14 protein-coding genes are annotated in these 17,361 nt (G+C 49.7%); 13 read left to right on the forward strand and 1 reads right to left on the reverse strand.

Annotated features, from left to right (window positions below; all coding sequences use genetic code 11):
- Positions 1-32: 32 nt before the first annotated feature.
- The 3 genes from NYE58_RS19220 to NYE58_RS19230 all read left to right on the forward strand — a co-directional run bounded on the left by NYE58_RS19220 (position 33) and on the right by NYE58_RS19230 (position 2,966).
- The gene (locus NYE58_RS19220; protein ID WP_076217626.1) at positions 33-407 is read left to right on the forward strand and encodes a winged helix-turn-helix transcriptional regulator; all 375 of its coding nucleotides are present in this window, start codon (positions 33-35) and stop codon (positions 405-407) included.
- Positions 408-859: 452 nt separating this feature from the next.
- The gene (locus NYE58_RS19225; protein WP_341002730.1) at positions 860-2,260 is read left to right on the forward strand and encodes an MFS transporter; all 1,401 of its coding nucleotides are present in this window, start codon (positions 860-862) and stop codon (positions 2,258-2,260) included.
- A 115-nt stretch (positions 2,261-2,375) separates the two neighbouring features.
- Entirely contained in the window at positions 2,376-2,966 is a 591-nt protein-coding gene (locus NYE58_RS19230; RefSeq protein WP_254848813.1) for a TetR/AcrR family transcriptional regulator, read from the forward strand.
- Positions 2,967-3,128: 162 nt separating this feature from the next.
- Here the strand turns inward: NYE58_RS19230 and NYE58_RS19235 are convergent, their stop codons facing one another.
- Entirely contained in the window at positions 3,129-4,946 is a 1,818-nt protein-coding gene (locus tag NYE58_RS19235; protein WP_076217624.1) for a GAF domain-containing protein, read from the reverse strand.
- A gap of 206 nt (positions 4,947-5,152) precedes the next feature.
- On the opposite strand from NYE58_RS19235, the gene NYE58_RS19240 reads away from it, so the two are divergent.
- The 10 genes from NYE58_RS19240 (at position 5,153) to aspA (ending at position 17,361) form a co-directional block, all read left to right on the forward strand.
- A complete protein-coding gene (locus NYE58_RS19240) occupies positions 5,153-6,745 on the forward strand; it encodes an ABC transporter substrate-binding protein (protein WP_341002733.1) in 1,593 nt (530 codons plus the stop codon).
- A 25-nt stretch (positions 6,746-6,770) separates the two neighbouring features.
- Positions 6,771-7,718, forward strand: a complete 948-nt coding sequence (locus NYE58_RS19245) for an ABC transporter permease (protein ID WP_341002735.1) — start codon at positions 6,771-6,773, stop codon at positions 7,716-7,718.
- 16 nt (positions 7,719-7,734) lie between these two features.
- Positions 7,735-8,631 carry an ABC transporter permease gene (locus NYE58_RS19250; protein ID WP_076279734.1) on the forward strand — a complete coding sequence of 299 codons (897 nt, stop codon included), beginning with the start codon at positions 7,735-7,737 and terminating at the stop codon, positions 8,629-8,631.
- 24 nt (positions 8,632-8,655) lie between these two features.
- Positions 8,656-9,639, forward strand: coding sequence for an ABC transporter ATP-binding protein (locus NYE58_RS19255; protein ID WP_076217620.1), 984 nt, complete (start codon positions 8,656-8,658; stop codon positions 9,637-9,639).
- Between the two features lie 9 nt (positions 9,640-9,648).
- Complete coding sequence (locus tag NYE58_RS19260) at positions 9,649-10,632, forward strand: ABC transporter ATP-binding protein (RefSeq protein ID WP_076217619.1); 984 nt, start codon at positions 9,649-9,651, stop codon at positions 10,630-10,632.
- 30 nt (positions 10,633-10,662) lie between these two features.
- Positions 10,663-11,958: a CapA family protein gene (locus NYE58_RS19265; RefSeq protein ID WP_076217618.1), complete on the forward strand. Its 1,296-nt coding sequence runs from the start codon at positions 10,663-10,665 to the stop codon at positions 11,956-11,958.
- A gap of 20 nt (positions 11,959-11,978) precedes the next feature.
- A complete protein-coding gene (locus NYE58_RS19270; protein WP_341002738.1) occupies positions 11,979-13,403 on the forward strand; it encodes an amidohydrolase in 1,425 nt (474 codons plus the stop codon).
- 25 nt (positions 13,404-13,428) lie between these two features.
- Positions 13,429-14,847 (forward strand): M20 family metallopeptidase, encoded by a 1,419-nt coding sequence (locus NYE58_RS19275; protein ID WP_341002740.1) that lies wholly within the window; start codon positions 13,429-13,431, stop codon positions 14,845-14,847.
- 43 nt (positions 14,848-14,890) lie between these two features.
- Positions 14,891-15,772 (forward strand): DMT family transporter, encoded by an 882-nt coding sequence (locus NYE58_RS19280; RefSeq protein WP_341002742.1) that lies wholly within the window; start codon positions 14,891-14,893, stop codon positions 15,770-15,772.
- A 164-nt stretch (positions 15,773-15,936) separates the two neighbouring features.
- A complete protein-coding gene (gene aspA / locus NYE58_RS19285; RefSeq protein WP_341002743.1) occupies positions 15,937-17,361 on the forward strand; it encodes an aspartate ammonia-lyase in 1,425 nt (474 codons plus the stop codon).

Below are 17,361 nucleotides of genomic sequence, written 5' to 3' on the forward strand. Positions count from 1 at the left end.
GTATCAAAAAAGGTACTAATGGAGGTCTCAAAATGGATTATGAATTCGAAGCATGTCGCGTGATTCCTGTGCTTGAAATCATAACGGGAAAATGGAAACCCCTTATTCTGCGTCATCTGATTAAAGGAGGCACCAAAAGGTTTAGTGAGCTGAGAAGCTTAATGCCAGAGATCACTCAGCGTATGCTCACACTGCATCTGAGGGAGCTGGAGGAGCAGCATATCGTTAAAAGGAATGTCTATGCGCAAGTTCCGCCTAAGGTGGAGTATTCTATTACAGAACATGGTCTAACTCTGGAGCCCGTGTTGGCAGTTATGAATGAATGGGGTACCAAGCACCTGCAATTCATGCAAGAGATGGAGCTTGAGAAAAGGGCCGAGGAGAATGAAATATTGAATTTCGATTGAATGTGGTAAAAAAATATTGAATATATAACTTTATAATAAAGCACGAAAAGGATGTAAAATTACAAAAAAAGGGATCTATTTCCTCATATGATGTGATTCACTTCAATTTCGGTTCGGACTTGAGGCGATAGAGGACTGTGTAAGGCTGCTATTTACCGGCAGCCTTTTTAAATTGCCTAACGGTTGTCTAACGTTAGGAATTCATTGCTATTTCGTTTTGGCGTGACACTATATATAAAAGAGGATATTATCTTTTCGAATGTCAGTAAGTACTGACGGACATATTTGAGGTGAAAGGGGAACTATAAGCGTACTATCTTTTGGAATAAAAGTGTGAATTCAATCGGCAGGAATCGATCCAATTCTACATAAAGACTTATCCTGTTAGAAGGAGGAGCGAGTTTTTTTGTACTTAACGAAAATATATTACCTTTTAGAAGTGAGGCAAACTTATGCAAACTACAGATAGTATTCAAAAAAATAACGGTGAGCGCTTAATGCGAATTCTGGTCTTTACACTGATCATTTCCGTTATGAATGGAACGATGTTTAATGTGGTGCTTCCGGTGATCAGCAAACAATTTCAAATTTCACCGTCGCAAGTGAGCTGGATGGTGACCGGTTATATGATTGTATACGCAATAGGAACTGTCACCTTCGGCAAACTGACAGACAAATACAGCTTGAAGAACTTACTGACCTTTGGCCTCATCTTTTTAGCAGCCGGCTCCTTAGCGGGGATCTTGGCCTCCGCTTATTGGATGATGATCGTCGCACGTATCTTACAGGCAGTTGGGGCATCCGTCATTCCTGCGCTGGCCATGATCATACCCATTCGTTATTTTTCACCTGAAAAACGCGGCCGTGCGTTAGGCACTACCGCTATCGGAACAGCTCTTGGTGCTGCACTTGGTCCGATCATTGCTGGTTTGGTGTCCAGCGCATTGAATTGGCAAGTCCTTTTTGTAATTCCTTTGCTTTCACTGTTTACGTTACCTTTCTACCGGAAGTATTTGGATAATGAAAAAGGGAGTGCCAGCAAAATTGACTTTATTGGCGGAATTCTGTTAGCAGGAACAGTAGCTACTCTGCTGCTTGCGTTAACCAATGGAGGTATAGGTTATGCTGTAACCGGAATTGTTTTATTGATCTTGTTCATCTTACGTATTCGTCATGCTGCTGATCCGTTCGTAAAGCCGGTTGTTTTTAAAAACAAATCTTATTCCTTCGGTTTAGCCATTACCTTCGTATTGACTGCAGTAGGCTTCGGCGTTCCCTTTATGGTGCCGCAACTGCTGTCACAAGTAAACCATTTGTCAGCAGCCGTAACAGGGCTCATTATGTTGCCATCTGCCCTTGTGACCGCATATATGGGACGTAAAGGCGGTAAGTTAGCTGATGAAAAAGGTAATTCCTTTCTGTTGTCTACAGCCGCCGCCCTTCTTATCATTGGTTTCCTGTGCTTGTCTTCCGTTGTAGGCATGTCACCTATATTTATTTCCCTATTCCTAATCTTAAGTGTTCCCGGTCAATCGTTTATGCAGATTGCCTTGTCAAACACCATTTCAAGAACACTGCCGAAGGAGCAAATCGGAATTGGTATGGGCTTGTTATCGATGTTTAATTTCATTGCTGCAGCTGTATCCACAGCGACTATTGGGAAGATTCTTGACTTTGGTACCCCAACTATTCATTTAAACCCGCTGACGACAAATAGCGCTGCTTTCGTATACAGCAATATTTTCCTTGCGCTTGCGTTGCTGGTTGCTGTAATGGCCGTTTTATATTTCGTTCTATTCGGCCGCAGTTCGAAAATGAATACAGCCCAACGTGTGGAAAAGGGCCAAATGTAACCGGTATTAATGAGGTTCAGGTGTGCGCCGGTTGCCTTGACATTTCTTTTGTGAAGGGCTATTATCGCGAGGAATGACAGTCGGTACGAACTGGCTACAAAATGAGGTGGGAAAGTTGCGCAACAACAGCACTTTAAGCACTAGTGATAAATTGCTATTGGCAGCAATCGATTTAATCGCAAGCAAAGGCTACAAAGGAGTAACTACCCAGGAAATTGCTGCGACAGCCGGACTCAGTGAAAAAACACTGTTTCGGCAATTTGGCAGCAAACAAAATCTGCTCGAAGCTGCATTTGACCGTTTTCATTATGCTGAAGAAATGACAAAGCTATTTAATGAAAAACTGATTTGGGATTTACAGACGGACTTGTTATTGATCAGTCGAACCTATCATGAAATCATGAACCGTAACCGCAAAATGATTATGATCAGCATTAAAGAGATAGACAATTTACCGGGATTTCATGAAAGAACAATCAAACACCCCAGACAATTCATGGAGATACTATCGAATTATTTTAAGGTTATGTTCGAAAAAGGGAAGCTAATTGATACGAATCCAGAGCTTCAGGCGTACTCCTTCATTTCAATGAATTATGGGACTTTCCTAAACAACCTGGATAACGGCGGGTTTTTCCCTCATATATCACTTGAATCATTTATTGCGGAGAGTGTGAAGACATTTACTAGAGGCTTGGCGCCTTAAAGAGCAACCGTTTTATGAAAATAGGAGTAACGTAGTGAAGCGATCCTGAGACGTATATTGCAAGCCTTGATCCGAATGGAGCAGTGCTTGCCAATACGTCTCTTTTTGTATTCATTGTGTAATTGCTGAAGATGTTATATTCATTACTCTATTCGTCCCGTGCTAATGCTTTTGGTTAAAGGTATCTTTGAGATGATAAGCCATTTGAATTTTTAACATATCGTCTTTATTGTCGAAGCGTATGTTCAGCACTTGCTGGATTTTTTTGAGCCGCTGATAAAGCGTATTGATGTGAATACCAAGCACCGCTGCTGTATTGATTGCAATTTTATCCTCAGACATATAAATGTGCAAGGTTTGCTCCAACTGGCTACTATGACCCGGTGTGCTTTCCAGAGGGCCAAGGATGTCTGAGATAAACTGGTGGATCTCGGAGACATCCTGTCCAAGGAATAACCGGTTGATACCTATATCCTTATATTGAATACATCCAGATTGCTGCTTGCTGAACATATAGTGCAGGGTTTTTTGAGCTTCCGTATTGCTTTTGGCAATATTGACTATGCCTTTGTAAGGGGTACCCATTGCTGCACTCAGCACGTACTTGCTTGAACTGAACCGCCACTCCTGAATCATACGCTCCATGGATTGTTTAACCCATTCGGCATCTGCAGCATGGGGGAAGGAAGTTAGCATGATTACTTGATTATGAAGTCCAAACGCCATATGGGGTGTGCTATTAAAAGTCTCGTTCAGCTTGAACACAAGCCGCTGGATGTTAATTTCTGTCTGATACAGCTCAAATTGACCGGTTATCTCCAGTATAGAAACCGACATATACCCGGAGAAATCAAGACCTAATTCAACTCCCTTGGCCATCAGCGCATCGTCATTCTGGTTCTGCAGCAACTTAGTGAAGATTTCTTTGGTCTCCTTATAGTAAATGTCAGTGAGGCTGAGTTTCTTGATCATCTCCAAGGCGAACAGCGAGCTGGATTGCTCAAGAGTCACAATGTCCATGCTGGCAATCGGTCCGGTAAGCCTGACCATGATGCACCCCAGCAGCACCTTATCGACAGTAACGGGATGCAGATAAAATTCCTGTTCATGGAAGCTGATTGTAAGCGGTACGTGATCCTCGGTATCCCAAAGCCCTGCAATATCATCAAATTCAAGCTGTATCTGCTGAGAATTGCCGTTATGGGAATGCTTGTTGAGCATATCCACGAAGGACGCCGGCATTTTGATCATGCGGTTCAGCTCTTTGACAATGGCATGTATGCCTTTGTTCTTCAGAGACAAAGCAGTCAAGGCCTCATGAACCTCCAGGCGTTTCTGCAAAATCTGGTTGTTCTCCTGAATCTGGCCGCTCAGCTCCGTAACCTCCTGCAATACATTCTGAACTTCGCTATACAGCTTTGCATTCTCCACAGCGATAGCTACCTGATCGGCAAATACTTTCAGTAATTCGAGATCATAGGCGGTGAACAAGCCCTCATCATCAAACCGGTGCAGCGTTAATGTCCCTCTTCGTTCTCCCCGTATGGTAACCGGAACAGAAATCATGGAACGGGCAATATATTGTTCATCGGTGAGCAGCTTATTACGGAAGTTCTGATTCTCCGGCGACAGGTGCTCCAGTTCATCCAGCATATCGTTCATATTGTAAATCCTAGCAATCCCATCATCAAATACCTTTCCCGACAATGATTCACCTCTGCGTGTATTATGCAGCAGCGAGCTTGCAATATTCCCCACATAAGCCAGTGGAATCAGCAATTGCCGTTTCTCGTCGAATAAGCGGAAGATTCCGCTTGTGCTGAGGGGAATGACTGTCAAAGCAATTTCTAGGATTCTGTTCAACAACTCATCGTAGTTAAGTGTTGAGGTGAGTGTCCGGATACCTTCAATAATATTTCTGAATTCACTGCTGCTGAACAGCAGCTTGCTGGAAATGACAGGGTTTACTTTTGGATTCAATTCGACATCTCCTCACTATTGCGTTAGAATACATGACATTAAAATCGAGATTATAGAGGTAACATACATATATTCTATACTAAAATAGAGGTTTTAAACATAGAAAATTGTCGATAAATCTATAGAATGAAGACAAGTCAGAGTAAATTTGTTTTTATGATAGATTTTCTGACATATCATTAAACATTATTAAAGGGGGCGTTTCAATGAAAAAGGGTACGATGCTGCTGATGATTATGGCGGTAATGATGTTTCTGTATGGCTGCAGTTCTTCCGGTTCGAATTCCGGTTCCGGTACAGCAACCGGCAATTCGGAAAGCAATAGCGGCGGTGCAGCGCTAAGTGATGAATTAAGAATCGCTTATCCGACTCAGCCGTCCACGCTAGACCCGCAGATGGTTACAGGTGGTGCAACCAAGGATGCTGCTCGTCCAATCTTTGAAACACTCCTCACCTTGAATTCTAAGTATCAGGTGGTCCCAATGCTTTCGGAAAGTTGGGACAAGAGTGAAGACGGTCTCGTGTACACCTTCCAGCTGCGCGAGGGTATTCACTTTCATAACGGGAAAGAGATGACTTCCTCAGATGTTGTAGCCTCCATGAATCGCTGGATTACCTTATCAACAGCTGCACAAGGAATCATCGGAGATGGCAGATTCACAACGGATGGAGATTATACCGTTGTCCTGACATTAAATAAACCTTCTCTGGATGTGTTGCTAGTAATGGCAACCTACAAGCAATTTCCGGCTATTATGCCTGCTGAAGTCATTAAGAGTGCCGACCCGAGTTCCGGTATTAAGGAATTCATCGGAACCGGGCCTTACAAGTTCGTAGAATGGAAACAGGATCAATATATTTCATATACCAGAAACGATGATTATCAACCGCTTGATACGGAAGCAGACGGACTTGGTGGCAAGAAGGTGGCTGAAGTTAAGGATATCCGCCTCTCCTTTGTCTCTGAGGACTCCACCCGCATGATTGGCTTACAGTCGGGAGAGTATGATGTTGCCAGTCAGCTTGGAGCCGACAACTATGACAGCATCAAGGATGATTCCAGCCTGAATACAACCCAGGTAATGACAACGAACATCAGCATGAACTTCAATAAGAAGCAAGGTCTGTTTACCGATTTGAAAATGCGCCAGGCCGTAAATGCGGCGCTGAATATCGATGATATATTCATGGCGAATCCGGGCATTCCGGAGTTCTACCGCATTGACCAATCGTACATGCTGAAGGAGCAGAGCGACTGGTACGTGGAACCGGAAGCAGGCCTTTTCAACCAGAAAGACCCGGAGAAAGCCAAATCTCTTCTGGCGGAAGCAGGCTACAATGGCGAAGAAATCCGCTTGCTGGCAACCCGTGAATATGGCTATATCTATGATCAGGCCGTTGTAATCAAAGATCAGCTTGAAAAAGCAGGGATGAATATTAACCTGGTTGTGTATGATTGGCCTACGCTCGTAGCGAAGTTAAACGAGTCCGCTGAATGGGATTTGAATCTTGGCGGTTATACCTCCGTAGTAACACCCTCCCAAATCTCGGCTTTAAATCCGAACTATTACGGCTGGACAAATGACCCGGCCATTACGGAAGGGCTCAGCAAGATGAACGCCGCTGCATCAGAGGAGGAAGAGCAGGCGATCTGGAAAGATGTTCAACAGACCGTGTGGGATTATCTGCCGACCATTAAGTTGGGTGATCTCTACACCTTGACAGCAACAACCTCGAAGGTTGAAGGGTACCACGATTTCGAAGGAATTGTGCTGTGGAATACCAAGGTCTACAAGTAATTTTCAGTCAAGGAGGCGGTACGGAGTGAAAGCATATTTGATTAAACGCCTGTTGTCTGTACTGCCGGTATTGTTCATCGTCTCGCTGCTCGTATTCATGATTATTCATTTGACGCCGGGTGATCCGGCGTCAGTCATGCTGGGAGACGAAGCAACACCGGAGGAAGTGGCGGCCCTGCGCGACCAGCTTGGTCTGAATCTGCCGCTCTACCAACAGTACTTTCACTGGATTGGCAATGCTCTGATAGGTAATCTGGGTTATTCCTATTTCATGCAGCAATCGGTTACGGAAGCGATTTTTGACCGCCTTGGACCAACGCTTTCATTAGCAATTATTGCTCAATTGATTGCAGTTGTTATAGCGATTCCAATCGGTATTATCTCTGCACGGAAACGGGGTACAGCAACAGACCAGTCCTTAATGAGTCTGTCACTGCTTGGGTTGTCGATCCCAAACTTTCTACTTAGCCTGTTCCTGGTGCTGATCTTTACAGTCAATCTGAAATGGCTGCCGGTTGCCGGATACAGGCCGCTGAGTGACGGGTTATGGACGCATTTCAGGTATTTAATCATTCCCGCTACTGCGCTCGGCACGATTACAGCTGCGCTTATTGCCCGGATGACCCGTTCCTCGATGCTGGAGGTGCTGAATGCCAACTATATCAAGACAGCCCGGTCCAAGGGGGTCAAGGAAAGAGGCGTGATCTACCGCCATGCCCTGAGAAATGCATTCCTGCCCGTATTGACAGTCATCGGTCAGACCTTTGCTGGGCTGGTTGCGGGGGCTGCGGTTCTCGAAACCATCTTCAATATCCCTGGAGTCGGCCAGCTGATCGTCAACTCTGTCCAGCGTCGTGATTATTCTGTCATCCAGGGAGCTGTGTTATTTATTACCGTAGCTTTTGTATTTATCAACCTGCTGGTGGATCTGCTATACAGCGTCATAGATCCAAGAGTCCGGTTAAATGGCTAAGCAAGGAGGGCATGAAATGGACGCAATTGAGAATATGAATCTGCAAACTGTGAAAGTCCATATGAAAAAACAGCACCGGAGCCTGATGATGAGGAGGCTGCTTGCGAATAAATCTATGGTGTTCGGATCTATTATTGTCCTGATTCTAGTCATTGCCGCAATTGCGGCTCCATACATCACCAAGTATGACCCTTATGAAATGACTGTTGCAGACCGCTTGAAGGCGCCGGATACGAACCATTGGTTCGGCACGGATAACTTTGGACGCGATATATTCAGCCGGACACTTTACGGTGCCCAGGTATCCATGGGGGTAGGATTTGCCGTTGCACTTGCCACTTCAGCCATGGGGCTTGTGATTGGCCTGTACGCCAGCTACTACCGGTTCCTGGACAATATTCTAATGCGAATCTGCGACGGGCTTATGGCTTTCCCGGGTATTCTGCTCTCCATCGCACTGATGGCCGCGCTCGGAGCCAATGTCACCAATGTCATTATTGCGCTCAGCATTGTCTTTACTCCAGCAGTAGCCCGGGCTGTCCGATCTTCGGCGATTGTCGTCCGGGAGCAGACCTATATTGAAGCCATGAAGGCACAAGGGGCTTCCGGCAGCCGGATATTATGGATGCATATCGCACCGAATACGCTATCTCCGCTGATTGTACAATCCACTTTTATTTTTGCCGAAGCGATCATCGTGGAAGCTTCACTCAGCTTCCTGGGTACAGGAATTCCGGCGCCTTCGCCCAGCTGGGGCAATATTCTGTATGACGGCAAGCTGGTCATCATGAAGGCGTGGTGGATGACGGTGTTTCCCGGCTTAACAATGGTACTGTCCGTGCTTTCGCTGAATCTGTTCGGCGACGGGCTGCGTGACCTGCTGGACCCTCATACGCAGAATGTAAAAAAATAAAACACGGAGAGGAGAAGGCTATTCATGAACAATCAGCTGCTGCTGGAGGTCAAAGAGCTCAAAACGCATTTCAAGACAGAACGAGGCAGGGTAACGGCAGTTGACGGAATAACATTCCATGTCAATGAAGGTGAAATTGTTGGCATTGTAGGTGAATCCGGCTGCGGAAAAAGTGTAACCTCACAATCCATTCTCCGCTTGTTCGACGAGAAATACACAGCCAGCTATGAAGGCGAGGTGCTGTTTGAGGGCAGGAACCTGCTGAAGGAATCCCTTGGCGGGATGGAGGATATCCGCGGCAATGATATCGCCATGATCTTTCAGGACCCGCTCAGTTCACTGAATCCGGTCTACACGATAGGGTATCAAATCGCAGAAGCGGTCCGCATCCATCAGCAGGTATCCAAGAAGGAAGCCCGGCTGCGTGCGGTCCAGATGCTCCGGCTGACCGGAATTCCTTCCCCGGAGAGACGGGTGGACGAATATCCGCACCAGCTGTCGGGAGGCATGCGACAACGGGCGATGATTGCCATGGCACTCGCCTGCCGCCCGAAGCTGCTGATCGCCGACGAACCGACAACGGCGCTGGATGTAACAATTCAGGCACAGATTATGGACATGATTATGGAGCTGAACCGGGAGCTTAACATGGGCGTAATTCTCATCACGCACGACCTGGGCGTGGTTGCTGAATCCTGCAAACGGGTGGTAGTCATGTATCTGGGCCAGATCGTGGAGGAGGCAGATGTGCAGGATCTCTTCGACACTCCACTTCATCCGTATACGAAGGGATTGATGCAGTCTATTCCCCATATGGATGGGGACCGTTCCTTGCCGCTTCACGTCATCAAGGGTTCAGTGCCTTCATTAAATAATGTACCGAAGGGGTGCCGGTTTGCCGCGCGTTGTCCTTACGCCGATGAGCTGTGTCTGTCGAGGATGCCGGAGCTGAGCGAGGCGGACAACGGCCAGAAGGTGCGATGCTGGCATTATGAGCAAATCAAGTAAAGGAGGCGGATGACAATGACCGTTCAACAACCAAGACGCCCTTTGCTTGAGGTAAAGGGCGTCAAGAAATATTTCCCGGTAAAAAGCCCTCTAGGGGCAACCCTCCAGCAGGTCAGGGCGGTTAATGACATTTCTTTCAACATGTACGAGGGTGAGACATTCGGTGTTGTAGGCGAATCCGGCTGCGGCAAAAGCACTATGGGCCGCACCATTCTCCGGCTGACTGAACCAACGGAAGGCCAGGCAATTTTTCAGAACAAGGATCTGTTTGGACTCTCGGAGCGGGAGATGAAGCCGATGCGCCAGCAGCTGCAGATGGTATTCCAGGACCCGTATTCCTCACTCAATCCGCGCAAGCGGATTGGCGCTACGCTGGAGGAGCCGATGATTATCCACCGGATGGGGAATAAGCGGGAGCGTACAGACAAGGTGATGGAAATTCTGCAGAAGGTGGGCATGAATGCCGATCAATATTACCGTTATCCGCATGAATTCTCGGGAGGGCAGCGCCAGCGTATCGGGCTGGCCCGCGCACTGGTCATGAATCCCAAGCTGATCATTTGCGACGAACCGGTCTCTGCGCTGGATGTATCCATTCAGTCGCAGATCATCAATCTCATGCAGCAGCTTCAGCGTGAGCTTAAGCTGACCTTCCTCTTCATTGCCCATGATATCAGCGTGGTCCGGCATATCTCTGACCGGATCGGCGTGATGTACCTGGGGCAGATGGTCGAGCAGGCTCCTACAGACAAGCTGATCAGGACTCCGCTGCATCCTTATACCCAGGCCCTGCTGTCAGCGGTACCGGCCACGAAGCCGAATGAGGTCCGCGAGCGGGTGATTCTCAAGGGGGATTTACCTTCTCCGCTGAACCCGCCTGCGGGTTGCATTTTTCATACCCGCTGCCCTTATGTCATGGACCGGTGCAAGACGGAAGCCCCTCTGAATAAAGAGGTAACCGAGGGACATTTCGTAAGCTGTCATCTGCATTAGCAGGCTGTTTTAAGCCAGGGAGGGATTAAGATGGGAAGTATTTCTTTCATAGCCACCGGAGACAGCTTCATTACAAGGAGGCTGGCGAATCAGGGAGTAAAGTATACGGTTCTGGCTGAATTGATCCAATCGGCAGATGTGCGCTTCACGAATCTAGAAGTCACTACGCACAGGTATGAAGGCTTTCCGGGGGCGGTGAGCGGAGGCACCTGGGCGATTGCTCCGCCTGAGGTGCTGGCGGACCTTAAGGCATACGGCTTCAATCTGGTCGCCTGGGCCAATAACCACAGCCTGGATTATTCCTACGGCGGACTCGAAGCGACGGCTAAATATTTGGATGCCTACGGCTTCGTCCATGCCGGATGCGGAGAGAATCTGGCGAGAGCGGGGGAGCCCAAATATTTGGATACCCCCTCCGGTAGGGTGGCATTAATCGCGGTTACGTCCTCTTTTCACGAGTCGTGGCCCGCCGGAGAGCAGCGTGCCGATATGATAGGCAGGCCGGGGGTCAACCCGCTACGGCATGAAATACGGCAAGTGGTCACTGCACGACGGCTGGAGGAACTGCGGGCCATTGCGGAGGTTACCGGCATCAATGCTGAATACCATTATGCTGTGGAGAGCGGCTACCGTGTGGCCTTGCCGGAGGGACAGCTTCCCTTCGGGAGCTATATTTTCGAAGCCGGTGAGAAGGAAGGTGTGGCTACTTCAGCGCATGCCGGCGATATGAAGCGGATTCTTAAGGCTGTATCGGAAGCGGCTAGGCAAGCGGATGTTGTTCTGGTCAGTATCCATACCCATGAAATGCAAGGCGCGCACCTGGATGAGCCGGCCGATTTCCTGCGCGAGTTCGCACATGCCTGTATTGATACAGGCGCACATGCAGTTATTGGTCACGGCCCGCATAAGGTATGCGGGATGGAGATGTACAAAGAGAGACCGATCTTCTACAGCCTGGGAAACTTTATCTTTCAGAATGAGACGGTGGCGCATTTGCCCGCTGATTATTATACAAAGTTTGGCCTGGACAGTTCCCACGGAACTGCTGATGCGTTTGATCAGAGGGGGCAGAATGATACCCGGGGAATGGCCGCCAATCTGCGGATCTGGCAGTCCTTCCTACCCCGCTGGACCATGGAGAACGGCCGGATTATCGAAATTACGCTGCACCCCATTGAAATGGGCTTCGGCCTGCCGCGTTACCAACGGGGCTGGCCTGAGTTATCTTCAAGTGATGCAGCGCTTCAGGATTTACAGAGGCTGTCCAAGCCGATGGGTACGAACATCCGGATTGCAGGTGGAACCGGAAAGGTAGAGCTACTATAAGAGGGTTAGGAGTGACGGCCATGGGTACCATTGAAATTAGATCTGAAGCTATTGAGCATATCAGCGGAACGATTGAGCATAAAAGAGAGCTGCTGGCCAGTATAAACGACCGGATCTGGGAATTTGCTGAAACGCGTTATGAAGAGGCGCGCTCCGCAGAACTGTTCGCGCAAATTCTGGAGCAGGAGGGCTTTGAAGTAGAGAGAGCCGCTGGAGGAATACCAACCGCGGTAATTGGCAGCTTCGGCACCGGATCCCCGGTGATCGGTATCCTGGGTGAATATGATGCTTTGTTCGGTCTCAGCCAGGAAAAGGGCCTTTCCAGCAAGCAGTCGGTGGTGGAAGGCGGAAACGGTCATGGCTGCGGGCATAACCTGCTGGGCAGCGGGGCCCTTGCGGCAGTCATCGGGGTGGAACAATACCTGTTGGACCAAGGATTGTCCGGCACTGTGCGCTTCTACGGCTGCCCTGCCGAAGAAGGCGGGGGCGGCAAGGGGCTGATGGTTAAACGGGGCTTGTTCGAAGGGGTGGACGCGGCTATTACCTGGCATCCCGGTCCAGCCAATTATATTAATTCCGCTACGCTGCTTGCTACACGCCAGGTATACTTCCAGTTTAAGGGGCGGAGTGCCCATGCAGCGGCAGCCCCCCATCTGGGCAGAAGTGCGCTGGATGGTGTGGAGCTGACCAACATGGGGGTCAACTATCTGCGGGAGCATATGGAGTCTGACTGCCGGATTCATTATGCGATTACAAACACAGGCGGGATTTCACCGAACGTTGTGCAGGCAGAGGCAGAGGTGCTGTACAAGCTGCGTGTTCCCCGCTCCGAGCAGCTGGCAGATTTGTATGAGCGGATTGTGAGAATCGCCGAGGGAGCGGCTCTGATGACCGGTACTGAACTTGTGATCCGTCCCGACTCCGGCGCTTCTGAGCTAATCATGAACCGTACACTGGAGCGGGCAGCCTATGCGGTATTCCAGGAGATCGGTGTTCCTGACTTTGATGCGGCTGAGCTGGAATTCGCCTCCCGCATCCGCACGACGCTGACCGAACAGGATAAGCTGGATGGACTTCCTTCCGGTCTGGAAGGGAAGGCCCTGTCAGACCGGCTGGAGCCTTATTCCCCGCAGGACCACCTGGTCATGGGCTCCTCCGATCTCGGCGATGTCAGCTGGCAGATCCCGATGGTGCAATGTTATGTCGCTTCCATGGCCCTAGGCACACCGCTGCATACCTGGCAGGTGGTTAGCCAGGGAGCTTCGTCTTCGGCTCACAAGGCACTGCTCCATGCCGGAAAGCTGATGGGACTGACAGCGCTGGAGCTGTTCCTGCAGCCGGAAGTGCTTGAACAGGCTAAGGCGGAGCACCGGCATCAGGTTACGGGCCGCAGTTACTTGTGTCCGATCTCAGACGATGTGGTTCCCGGTCCAATCAAACGATAAATTCAATCTGATGGGAGTGGTATAGATGACCCCAATACAGGCGGAAACGCTAAAATTTATAGAAGAGTATATCGATCAGAAGCAGGAGCTGCTGATCTCTGTAAGTGACCGGATCTGGGAGTATGCCGAAACCAGATATGAGGAGCAGCAGTCCGCTGAACTTATGGCGGAGATTCTGGAGCAGGAAGGCTTTGAGGTCCAGCGTGCCGCAGGCAATATCGGGACTGCTGTTGTAGGCAGCTACGGGAGCGGGAAGCCGGTAATCGCTATTCTTGGAGAGTACGATGCCTTGTTTGGGCTCAGCCAGCACCGTGGAGAGAACGCGAATCATCCGGTAGTCCCGGGAGGCAACGGCCATGGCTGCGGGCATAACCTGCTCGGTACGGGCGCGCTTGCCGCAGCGATCGCCGTCCGGCACTGCCTGGAGCAGTATGGTCTTGCCGGTACGGTACGCTTCTATGGCTGTCCGGCCGAGGAAGGCGGGGGCGGCAAAGCTCTGATGGCCAGAAACGGCCTGTTCGAGAATGTTGAAGCTGCATTGACCTGGCATCCGGAGGCAAGGAACAAGGTTACCAATCATACCTCTCTTGCAACCTGCCAGGTGTACTTTAAGTTCAAGGGCCGCAGTGCACATGCTTCCGCGGCCCCTCATCTGGGCCGTAGTGCGCTGGATGCCGTCGAATTGATGAATGTGGGGTGCAACTATTTGCGGGAGCATATCATTCCTGAAGCCAGGCTGCATTATGCCATTACCAACAGCGGCGGCATCTCGCCCAATGTAGTTCAGGCGGAAGCGGAGGTGCTGTACAAATTACGCACTCCACGTTCTGAAGATCTGGCAGAATTGTATGACCGGATATGCAATGTGGCGAAGGGCGCTGCTCTTATGACGGGTACAGAGCTTGAGATTCAATTCGACTCCGGCTCCTCAGAGCTTATTGTCAACAAAACGCTGGAGAAGCTGATGTATGAGCAATTCGTCCAGCTGGGCGGACCGGTTCATAATGAGTCTGAGCTTCAGTTTGCGGAAGCGATCCGTAGTACATTGACTAGTCAGGAGCGGACATTCAATGTGCCGGCCGGGCTGCACGGCAAGGCGCTGGCAGACCGGGTGGAAGAATACGATCCGCAGACCTCCATGCTCTGGGGCTCCACAGATGTCGGAGACGTCAGCTGGAAGGTGCCTACGGTACAATGTGAAGTCACCTCAGTTGCACTGGGGACCCCTTTCCATACGTGGCAGGTGGTCAGTCAGGGCGGAATGTCCATAGGGCATAAAGGGATGCTGCAGGCAGGAAAGGTCATTGGCGCTACCGCACTTGAACTGTTCCTTCAGCCAGAGGTTCTGGCTGAAGCCCAGCGGGAGCATGCCTTGCGCTTGAACGGAAGAACCTATAAATGCCCCTTCCCCGATGACGTAACACCAGGACCTGTTAAGCGCTAACCTTAGGTTAATGCGGTGATACAGCAAGTAAGGGGAATGAACAATGAAAGTATCACGTGCCGGTACGGCTATGCTGGTTATGCTGCTGATTTTGATCTGGGGTGCTTCGTTTCCGGTATATAAAATTGCACTGAATTATGCTCCACCTCTGCTGTTTACAGGTATAAGGACCTTGGCGGGAGGGGCGATCCTGTTTCTGCTGATGGTTCACAAACGGAGCGCATTGAGGTGGAAGGCCAACTGGCAGATATATATTCTTTCTGCGGTCTTGAACGTCATTTTATTTTTTGGTCTACAAATCATGGGGCTTCGTTATCTGCCTTCCGGCATGTTCGCAGTGATTGTATATTTACAGCCGGTTATGGTTGGTGTGCTGGCCTGGCTGTGGTTAGGAGACCAAATGTCAGCCTTGAAGGTGACCGGATTTCTGGCGGGGTTCGCCGGTGTTGCTGTGGCAAGTATCCAGAACTTAAGCGGGAATGCATCTGCAGTTGGGCTGCTTCTTGCCCTGGGTACAGCAATCAGCTGGTCTGTAGGCACGGTGTACGTCAAGAGAGTCAGCGGCCGGGTAGACTTCATGTGGCTTGCGGCCATGCAGTGCTTAATTGGAGGAGTGGTGCTGACGGGTGCCGGTTCCATTACTGAGACTTGGAGCGGCATTGTATGGAACGGCTCTTTTTTAATAAGCCTCCTGTACGCGAGCGTGTTTGGAGTTGCTGTATCCTGGATGCTGTATTTCTTCCTGGTGAATGCCGGCAATCTTCAAAAGATATCCTCTTTCCTGTTCCTTGTCCCCATAGTTTCCGTAACCCTTGGTGCGTTGCTGCTGAATGAGCCGTTAACCGGATTTCTACTGGCCGGCCTAATGCTGATTGCCTTCAGCTTGTATTGCATCAACCGGCAGCCGAAAGTCAAAGATCCCTAAAAAAGAAGATAGAGAGATATAACTCTTGTTCATTTCTCACACTTGTGGATAGTTGCCCCAGTACCGTCCTATGGAACTGCGGACTAACCATAGCGGGAAGTGAACCTCGATGACGCTTCATACCCGCAGAGCTCAAACGCCCAAGTAATCTAGGAGGCAAGGAAATGACAGAGGAAGCATTTCGGATTGAAAGGGATTTTCTTGGAGAGAAACAGGTTCCGCTTGATGTATATTACGGTATCCAGACGGTGCGCGCCCTGGAGAACTTCCCGGTTACCGGTTACCGCATTCACGGGGAATTGATTGTTGCACTGGCTATGGTTAAAAAGGCGGCTGCAGCCGCGAACATGGAGCTCAAGCAGTTGACGCCGAGACTCGGCGAAGTGATTATACAGGCTGCAGGCGAGATTATAGCGGGACAGTGGCATGGTTCGTTCATCGTTGATCCGATTCAAGGCGGAGCAGGAACCTCCATTAACATGAATGCGAATGAAGTCATTGCGAACCGGGCCATTGAGCTTCTCGGTGGACGTAAAGGTGATTATAGGGTTGTTAGCCCAAATTCTCATGTCAACATGTCACAGTCAACTAATGACAGCTTTCCTACAGCGATTCACTTGGCGGTTCTCTCCATGCTGGAGAAGCTAATTGGAACTTTACACGGGCTGCATGCGGCGTTCGAGAGGAAGGCAGCGCAGTTCGATCACGTGATCAAAATGGGACGCACCCATCTGCAGGACGCTGTTCCGATCCGGCTGGGGCAAGAATTCCAGGCGTATGCCAGTGTACTGGGCCGGGACATCCAGAGGATCAGCAGAACGAAAGAGCTACTATATGAAGTGAATCTCGGTGCGACTGCTGTGGGGACGGGTCTCAACGCAGACCCGCAATATATTGTAAGAGCTGTGGAATCGCTTGCGGACATCAGCGGGTTCCCGCTGATTCGTGCGGGACACTTACCAGACGCTACGCAGAACACGGATGCCTATACTGAAGTGTCTGCTACTCTGAAAATCTGCATGATCAATATGTCAAAGGTAGCCAATGACCTGCGGTTAATGGCCTCCGGCCCGCGGGCCGGATGGGGTGAGATTACGCTGCCCGCCCGGCAGCCGGGTTCCTCAATTATGCCGGGCAAGGTAAATCCGGTGATGTGCGAGCTGGTTAACCAGGTGGCATTTCAGGTCATGGGAAATGATCATACGATCTGCCAGGCTTCAGCAGCCGGGCAGCTGGAGCTGAATGTGATGGAGCCTGTGCTTGTATTCAATCTCCTCCAATCCTTAACAATCATGAATCAGGCATTGGATGTATTTAACACCCGCTGTGTGCAGGGAATTGAAGCTAATGAAGAACGCTGCCGAAGTTATGTGGATCAGAGCGTAGGTATAATGACAGCGCTCAACCCGCATCTGGGTTATGAAACGGCGGCAAGAATCGCCAATGAAGCAATTGCCACCGGGAAGTCCGTCCGCGAGCTCTGCCTTCTGTACAATGTGCTGTCGGAGGAGGAGCTGGATCTGATTCTCAATCCCTACCAAATGACCGAACCCGGCATTGCCGGTAAGGAACGTTTGGAATATAGCTGA

Origin of the sequence: Paenibacillus sp. FSL L8-0708, assembly GCF_038009325.1 — a bacterium.
Lineage (GTDB): Bacteria > Bacillota > Bacilli > Paenibacillales > Paenibacillaceae > Paenibacillus_AQ > Paenibacillus_AQ odorifer.